The sequence below is a fragment of the Candidatus Babeliales bacterium genome (assembly GCA_040879965.1).
In the GTDB taxonomy this organism is placed as follows: domain Bacteria; phylum Babelota; class Babeliae; order Babelales; family JACPOV01; genus JBBDJI01.
Genome location: JBBDJI010000004.1, coordinates 1 through 6822, shown reverse-complemented (window position 1 = coordinate 6822; position 6822 = coordinate 1). Strand labels below are relative to the sequence as shown.

Sequence of the window (6822 nt, the reverse complement as noted above, 5' to 3'; positions counted from 1 at the left end):
ATAATTAAATCGGAAGCGGTTGCCGATAACTTCAATCGTATTTTAAAATTAATTATTATGAGTTGGATCGAAAGACCAGAGAGAAAATCTCAAAACCCTGCTAAGAAATTCTTAGAGTGGAAATCAGACAAGAAATGTTTTGTCTATTATGACAAAGAGGCAAAAGAAAATGTTGAGGTAGCTTTACCTTTTAATTTTGTCATCTTAGAACATTATCACACCGTTAAAGGTTGGCACGATAAAAGCGAAAGCGGTATCTATTCGAATGAAGTGTTTGCTATCGGTAGTGATGAGGTGGAAGTGAAAGCATTTAAAGGTGGTTTAATTGCTAAAGGTCTCTATAAAGAGATTAAAGGGCAAATCAAAGATGCTGGTGCGCATTACAGCCGTTCTATTTATGCAGTTACCAAGGACCTAGAGATTGTAAACATTCAATTAAAAGGTAGTGGCGTATCTGCTTATTCTGATTTTATCAATGATTTTGGAGACAATAACTTTGATAAGCATTGGGTTAAGATTAGCGAGGCTAAAGAACTTAAAAAAGGTAAGGTAAATTATTCCATACCGGTATTTGAAAAGGGTCAAGCCATCAAAGACAAAAGCAAATTAAAACCATTTGCTGAAGAGCTTGGAGAATACATGGCTGAGTATTTACATGGCACACCTCCTAATCGAGATAATTCTGCTGTAGATAAGTATGAAGCTGAAAAAGATGATGACGATTTAGCGTTTTAAATTTAGTTTTTTAATTATTATAACCCTAAGCAATTATTTTGTTTAGGGTTTATTTTTTATAATGCATTGATAATAAGATTAATAAATTATTTGAGAATTGTTTTATGCGTTTCCCTCTTTTTTTAGAAGTAAAAAAAAATTTTGTTGAGGGGTACCCCCTTTTTGCCTAAAAAAATAATTAAATAATTTTTTTAACACTTTAAAGTATTGATAAACAAAACAATATAAAAAAATTATCTTAAAGTGTTAATGTTTTGGATTATTTTTTTTAATCGTATTTTATTGATTATTAGATAATTAAAAAAAATTATATTATCTAGGTTATTATTTGAAATGTTTTTGTTATGTTTGTAATTCTAAAAGACTGGTGGAGAGTCTAAATCGTAAAAACATTAAAGCCTTTGCCTAGTAAGACTCCACCTCTGAACGGCATAGGCTTTTTAATTTTATAAAATTATGGATTATTTTGAATGGTATTTACCAAAAGAAAAAAAATTAAGTTACGATTTTAATACTGAAAATTTTAAACTTACAAGTGATGAAAGTGAAAATATAAAATATTGGTTAAAAATTAAATCAAATAAAAATTATATTTTACCTACAATTTTGAAAATATCTAATAGAATACATTTAGATTTTATTGGATGGGATAATGAAGAATTTTTTGATGTTTTGGTTTGTAAAAATAAAACATCATGAAACAACAAATAATCACAGCTTTTAAAAGCATACAAAAGACCGATACACCGCATTACATTACGTTAGAGAAGGCTTTAAAGCGAGTGCAGGTTGGTACATCAAAAAAATTAATAGATGCTATTAGAAGTGCTGAAAGCAAAGACGAAAGGACAGAGTTAAAAAAGAAATTACCATCTATTTGTTTTAATGGCAAATTTAAAACAAGGTCTAAAGATGGATTGATTGAGCATAGTGGTTTAATGATAACCGATTTTGACCAGATACCAAGCAAAAGGGATTTCAATACGGTTTGGAATTCCCTTATAAAAAATAAACATATTGTTTCTGCTTTTAGATCACCATCGAATGAAGCTGATGGCAAGTTTGGAATAAAAGCACTTGTTAAGATACCAGAATGCAACGCTAAAAATCATACGCTTTATTTTAAAGAATTTAATCAAAAATTTAAAATACCATATTGGGATGTTTCAAACTCCGATGTAAGCAGAATTTGTTTTGAAAGTTATGATAAAGATATTTATATTAATTATGATGCTGAGACTTTTGCTCCAGAGTTAAAAGATGAAGGTTATAACATTAAAGATCGGGTGCCATTAATTCCAATAGATAATGAAAATGAAATTATTGAAAAAATAATGAATTGGAATTGGTCTAAAGATTTTGTTGAAGGTCAAAGAAATAATTTTGTTTTTGATATTGCTGGAGCTTTTTGTGAATATGGAGTTGACGAAAATAATGCAATTGGTTATATCCAAAACAATATTCAATATGGTGACTTTTCAGATACTGAACTTATTAATACAATTAAATCCGCATACAAAAGAAGGCAGTTTAATTGTAAGTATTTTGAGGATTACAAAAAACAATCTACAATAAAGCAAAATTTAAAATTAGGTAAAAAGAAAATTACTGAAACTTATAAGATTGATGAATCAACTTTTGAAAGGCTTAAAGAAGAAGTTGAAATAGGTAATTTTTGGGATATAAATAAAAATGGTAAAATAATATTAAACAATTTAAAGTATAAATTATTTCTACAAGAAAATGGATTTAAAAAACATTACCCTGGCGATGCACAAAAACCGACTTTTGTTTATGTATTCCAGAATAAAGTAGTTGAGACTTCAACTGATAAAATCAAAGATTTTGTGTTAAGCCATTTGCTGGAAATTAAAGAGTATCAAGTTTATGAGTATTGCTCAAAATACTTAAATATGTTTTCAGATAACTACTTATCAATTTTAGATAGTATTGAACTTATAATGTTGAAAGACACAAAATATAAATCTTATTTAGCTTTTAATAATGGTATTTTAGAAGTTACAAAAGACAATATAAAACTTGTTGACTATTTAGATATTGATAAATACATTTGGAAAACTCAAATTATACCACGTGATTTTGTAGAAAATAAAGAAATAGAAAATGATTATTCAAAATTTGTTTATAATATATCATCTGAAAAACCTAAATCAATAGAATCAGTTATTGGTTATCTTATACATAAATACAAATCAAAATCTAAAAATAAAGCAGTCATTTTAAATGATGAGGTTATAAGCGATAATCCTGAAGGTGGTACTGGTAAAGGTTTATTTATACAAGGCTTATCTCATATCCGCAAAGTATCAACATTAGATGGAAAAGACCAAACCGAAAAAAAATCATTTCCCTACCAAACAGTTAGCCAAGATAGTGAGATATTATTTTTTGATGATGTAAAACGTAATTGGGATTTTGAAAGTAAATTTTCACTTGTTACTGAAGGCATGACGTTGGAGCGCAAAAATAAGGATGCTATTAAACTAACTGTTGAGGAAAGTCCTAAGATGGTTGTAAGTACAAATTATGCAATAAAAGGCGAAGGAAACAGCCACGACAGAAGAAGGCATGAAGTTGAATTTGCACAATATTATGGAGCAGATTTAGAGCCAGCAGACGAATTTGGGCACCAACTTTTTGATGATTGGAATGATGATGATTTTAATAGGTTTTATAATTACATGGTCAAATGCTTACAGATATATTTAAAAGAAGGATTGATTGATCAGGAAGCCAAGAATTTAGAGATGCGTAAATTCATAGCAGAAACAGCGATGGAATTTTACGAGTTTATGCAAGATAAAGATAACTTCCCACGCAATGAAAGGCTTGATAAGGTGCAAATGTTTGACAAATTTACGAATGATTACCAAGATTTTAAAAAGTGGTTAAGCAGAAAACGATTTACAATTTGGGTGCAGAAGTACGCAAAATTTATAGATGTTAAATATACAGCTGGAAACTTTAACGGAATGCGTTTCTTTGAAATACAAACCGATGACAAAACAGAAGATAATGATGAAATAGCTTTTTAATTATGGATGATGAAATATATTCTGACAATTTTATGATGAAATGGTTTGATTATGTTAGTGAATCTTTAGAATCTAAGGAATATAGTTTTTGTTATAGCATTATTTACAAAAGATATTATCCTTTAACTGAAAAACAAAAAAATTGGTATTTATCATTGTTGTCAAAATACCCTCCAGAAGATAAAATATTACCTGGAAGTGTAGCTTCAAAAATGATTAAAGGGAAAAATTTATCTGATTTTACAGAAATAGAACAAAAACATATTTTAACTTATTCAGATGTATTTAATTTAAACCAAAATATAATAACTCAAATAAAAATTTATGAAAACCTATAACTGCCATCAATGTGGCGAAGATTTTAAAACAATTTTAGATTATGACGATTTATTCTGTGACAAATGCGGTAATGATTGGTCTGAATATGGATTTCATGAGCAGAATCCTGACACCATGAAAACAATCAAAGAAAAATTAAAACCAGTCCTGCACAAAAAAGCAAAATTCAAAATGTTTGCTGATGGAATTTTTACCTATCATTTGACGACTAAAAAATTAATATATGAGATTAATGTCATATCAGATGACCATCAATTTTATAAAATGAAAGTCAAAGATATTTTAGAATTAAATGATATTGAGTTCATAAATTTAGTCATTATGGAATATGCTGGAGTAGTTGAAGATATAAGCTGGAATAACCCTGAAATATTGCCGAGATGAATTTACGTTCACATCAAATAAAATTCAGTAAGCAACTATCGCAAATTTTGAACCAGTTCAATATAGCTTATCTGGCGGGACAAGTTAGAAGCGGTAAAACTTTGACCGCCTTAGAATCGGCAAGGTTATTCAATGCTAAAAAAATATTAGTAGTTACAAAGAAAAAAGCTATTTCATCAATACAATCCGACTATGAGAATTTTTGTTTTAGTTATGAGATGCAAATAATGAATTATGAAAGTTTGCATAAGATAACCGACAAAGATTTTGACTTAATTATTTATGATGAAAGTCATTCTTTAGGAGCATATCCGAAGCCATCACAAAGAGCAAAATTAGCACGTAAAATGTTTTATGATATACCAACTATTTTAATGACCGGTACAAGTGCAGTTGAATCATATTCACAATATTATCATCAATTTTATGTATCTAAGTTTTCACCTTTTAATGAATATAAGAATTTCTACAAATGGGCAAAAGATTTTGTAACGGTTAAACAACTTAAACTGCCTACTCATACGGTCAATGATTACAGTAAGGCTAATGTAGAAGCTATTGATAAAATAATTAAGCCCTACATGGTTGTAATGACCCAAGCGGATGCTGGACTTGATGTAAACATAAACGAAACTATTTTAGAAGTGGAGACACCACCACTAATAAAGAAATTGACAGATATATTAATTAAGGATAGGGTAGTGCAAGGTCAAAGCGGTTTTATATTTGGCGACTCTCCCGCAAAACTACAAAGTAAAGTACATCAACTATTTAATGGTAGTTGTATAATTGAGACAGCAACAGGTGAAACGTTTACAAAGCTTTTTAGCAATTTTAAAGCTGACTACATAGCAAAACACTTTAAAGGTAAAAAGATTGTTATCATGTATTATTATCAAGCCGAGTTAGAGATATTAAAGAAGACATTTGATTTAGCGGATGATGTAGAAGATTTTAATAAAACAAATAAAAGTATAGCGGTTCAGCAGTCAAGTAGTGAGGGTATGAATTTAAGCAAAGCAGATGCAATCGTTTATTATAACATAGGTTTTTCTGGAAAAAATTATATTCAGTCAAGGGATAGAATGACAGTAAAAGAACGCAAAAATAATAATGTATATTTTATTTGCGAAAAAGGTGGCATCACATCAAAGATATTAAAACGAGTAAGAGCAAAAAAAGATTTTAATAGTAGAACGTTTTTAAAAGAATATGAGTAAACAACAATCTAAACTCATTAAGCAATGGCAGTCTAAAGGCTACTTTGTCATTAATCTGGTTAAGATCACGCCAAGTGGTTTGCCAGACTTAATTGCCTGCAAACCTAATGAAGTGATATTTATTGAAAGTAAGGAGAAATGGGATAGGTTGTCAGCTCTACAAAAAGCTAAGATAAAAATACTTAAAGAGATAGGATTTAAAATATACGTAAACGATATAAAACAATAGAAATTATGAAAAGAGAAATTAAATTTAGATTTTATGATTTGCAACTTAAAAAAATAAGTTACAGAGAACCAAACACAAATGATTTTATACACCCTAAAATCGTTCCTATGCAATACACAGGACTAAAAGATAAAAACGGAAAAGATATTTACGAAGGTGATTTTTGTAAAAATGAATGCAACGAAACAGGGTCAGTATACTTTAGTAATGGTAGTTTTTGTTTAGGATATTTTGATGAGCCAGCAAAACAAGATTTGTCAGATTTTAAAAAATACAATAAAGAAAACACATCTTTAGAAATAGTGGGTTTAAGGTCATTTATAAACGAAATAAATGAAATTCAATGATCCTCATACAACCTATACCGGTAAAAACAAAAGACCATTCAAGCTGGTTGGAATTGAGAAGATACCAGCCAGCGAGAAATGGTTTGATGGAGAAACCAAGCACCAATGGTTGCACCGAATGACTTATTTAGATGGGTCAGGAACATTTGATCTGCTAATAGATTATGATGGTAATAAAGTATTAAGAAAATTTACTAACTTAAATTTCAATGACAATGTTAAAACTTGTGAAGAGTTACACCGAAAATAATATCTGGTATCTTTTTGATGATACTGATGAAATAGAAATAAAAGTAGATCAAAATAAATTTTATTCTGAAATAGACTTAACAAAAGAACAAACAAAATTTCTTGTAAAAAAATTACAAAGAGTTAAAAAGTTAGATCAAAAATATTTTAGAAGTTTAAAACATGAGTTTGAAAAAAGCGAATTTAAGATTTATCAAGAATTTTTAATACACAAAATAAAGCAATATAAAACTAATTAGTTAAAATTATCTTAACAAGACTTT

At 28.7% G+C, this 6822-nt stretch carries 10 protein-coding genes; all 10 read left to right on the top strand.

Features of this window, described 5'->3' with window-relative positions; genetic code table 11:
- Positions 1-735, top strand: a 735-nt coding sequence (locus WDZ41_00170) for a hypothetical protein (GenBank protein ID MEX0939756.1), incomplete at its 5' end; no start/stop codon positions are given.
- A gap of 456 nt (positions 736-1191) precedes the next feature.
- A complete protein-coding gene (locus WDZ41_00165) occupies positions 1192-1434 on the top strand; it encodes a hypothetical protein (GenBank protein ID MEX0939755.1) in 243 nt (80 codons plus the stop codon).
- Complete coding sequence (locus tag WDZ41_00160) at positions 1431-3791, top strand: BT4734/BF3469 family protein (GenBank protein ID MEX0939754.1); 2361 nt, start codon at positions 1431-1433, stop codon at positions 3789-3791. The genes WDZ41_00165 and WDZ41_00160 overlap by 4 nt, the downstream gene beginning before the upstream one ends.
- A 2-nt stretch (positions 3792-3793) precedes the next feature.
- A complete protein-coding gene (locus WDZ41_00155) occupies positions 3794-4129 on the top strand; it encodes a hypothetical protein (GenBank protein ID MEX0939753.1) in 336 nt (111 codons plus the stop codon).
- Positions 4116-4514: a hypothetical protein gene (locus WDZ41_00150; GenBank protein ID MEX0939752.1), complete on the top strand. Its 399-nt coding sequence runs from the start codon at positions 4116-4118 to the stop codon at positions 4512-4514. The genes WDZ41_00155 and WDZ41_00150 overlap by 14 nt, the downstream gene beginning before the upstream one ends.
- A complete protein-coding gene (locus WDZ41_00145; protein MEX0939751.1) occupies positions 4511-5734 on the top strand; it encodes a DEAD/DEAH box helicase family protein in 1224 nt (407 codons plus the stop codon). Before WDZ41_00150 ends, WDZ41_00145 begins: the two co-directional genes overlap by 4 nt.
- Positions 5727-5963 carry a VRR-NUC domain-containing protein gene (locus WDZ41_00140; protein ID MEX0939750.1) on the top strand — a complete coding sequence of 79 codons (237 nt, stop codon included), beginning with the start codon at positions 5727-5729 and terminating at the stop codon, positions 5961-5963. The genes WDZ41_00145 and WDZ41_00140 overlap by 8 nt, the downstream gene beginning before the upstream one ends.
- A 5-nt stretch (positions 5964-5968) precedes the next feature.
- Positions 5969-6310, top strand: coding sequence for a YopX family protein (locus WDZ41_00135; protein ID MEX0939749.1), 342 nt, complete (start codon positions 5969-5971; stop codon positions 6308-6310).
- Positions 6297-6560: a hypothetical protein gene (locus WDZ41_00130; GenBank protein MEX0939748.1), complete on the top strand. Its 264-nt coding sequence runs from the start codon at positions 6297-6299 to the stop codon at positions 6558-6560. Before WDZ41_00135 ends, WDZ41_00130 begins: the two co-directional genes overlap by 14 nt.
- A complete protein-coding gene (locus tag WDZ41_00125; GenBank protein MEX0939747.1) occupies positions 6526-6798 on the top strand; it encodes a hypothetical protein in 273 nt (90 codons plus the stop codon). The genes WDZ41_00130 and WDZ41_00125 overlap by 35 nt, the downstream gene beginning before the upstream one ends.
- Positions 6799-6822: the final 24 nt, after the last annotated feature.

Bases quoted from the DNA above. Each gene is read 5' to 3' on its own strand.
- WDZ41_00155 (MEX0939753.1), top strand. From the start codon at position 3,794: ATGGATGATGAAATATATTCTGACAATTTTATGATGAAATGGTTTGAT.
- WDZ41_00130 (MEX0939748.1), top strand. From the start codon at position 6,297: ATGAAATTCAATGATCCTCATACAACCTATACCGGTAAAAACAAAAGA.
- WDZ41_00150 (MEX0939752.1), top strand. From the start codon at position 4,116: ATGAAAACCTATAACTGCCATCAATGTGGCGAAGATTTTAAAACAATT.
- WDZ41_00125 (MEX0939747.1), top strand. From the start codon at position 6,526: ATGTTAAAACTTGTGAAGAGTTACACCGAAAATAATATCTGGTATCTT.
- WDZ41_00160 (MEX0939754.1), top strand. From the start codon at position 1,431: ATGAAACAACAAATAATCACAGCTTTTAAAAGCATACAAAAGACCGAT.
- WDZ41_00135 (MEX0939749.1), top strand. From the start codon at position 5,969: ATGAAAAGAGAAATTAAATTTAGATTTTATGATTTGCAACTTAAAAAA.
- WDZ41_00165 (MEX0939755.1), top strand. From the start codon at position 1,192: ATGGATTATTTTGAATGGTATTTACCAAAAGAAAAAAAATTAAGTTAC.
- WDZ41_00145 (MEX0939751.1), top strand. From the start codon at position 4,511: ATGAATTTACGTTCACATCAAATAAAATTCAGTAAGCAACTATCGCAA.
- WDZ41_00140 (MEX0939750.1), top strand. From the start codon at position 5,727: ATGAGTAAACAACAATCTAAACTCATTAAGCAATGGCAGTCTAAAGGC.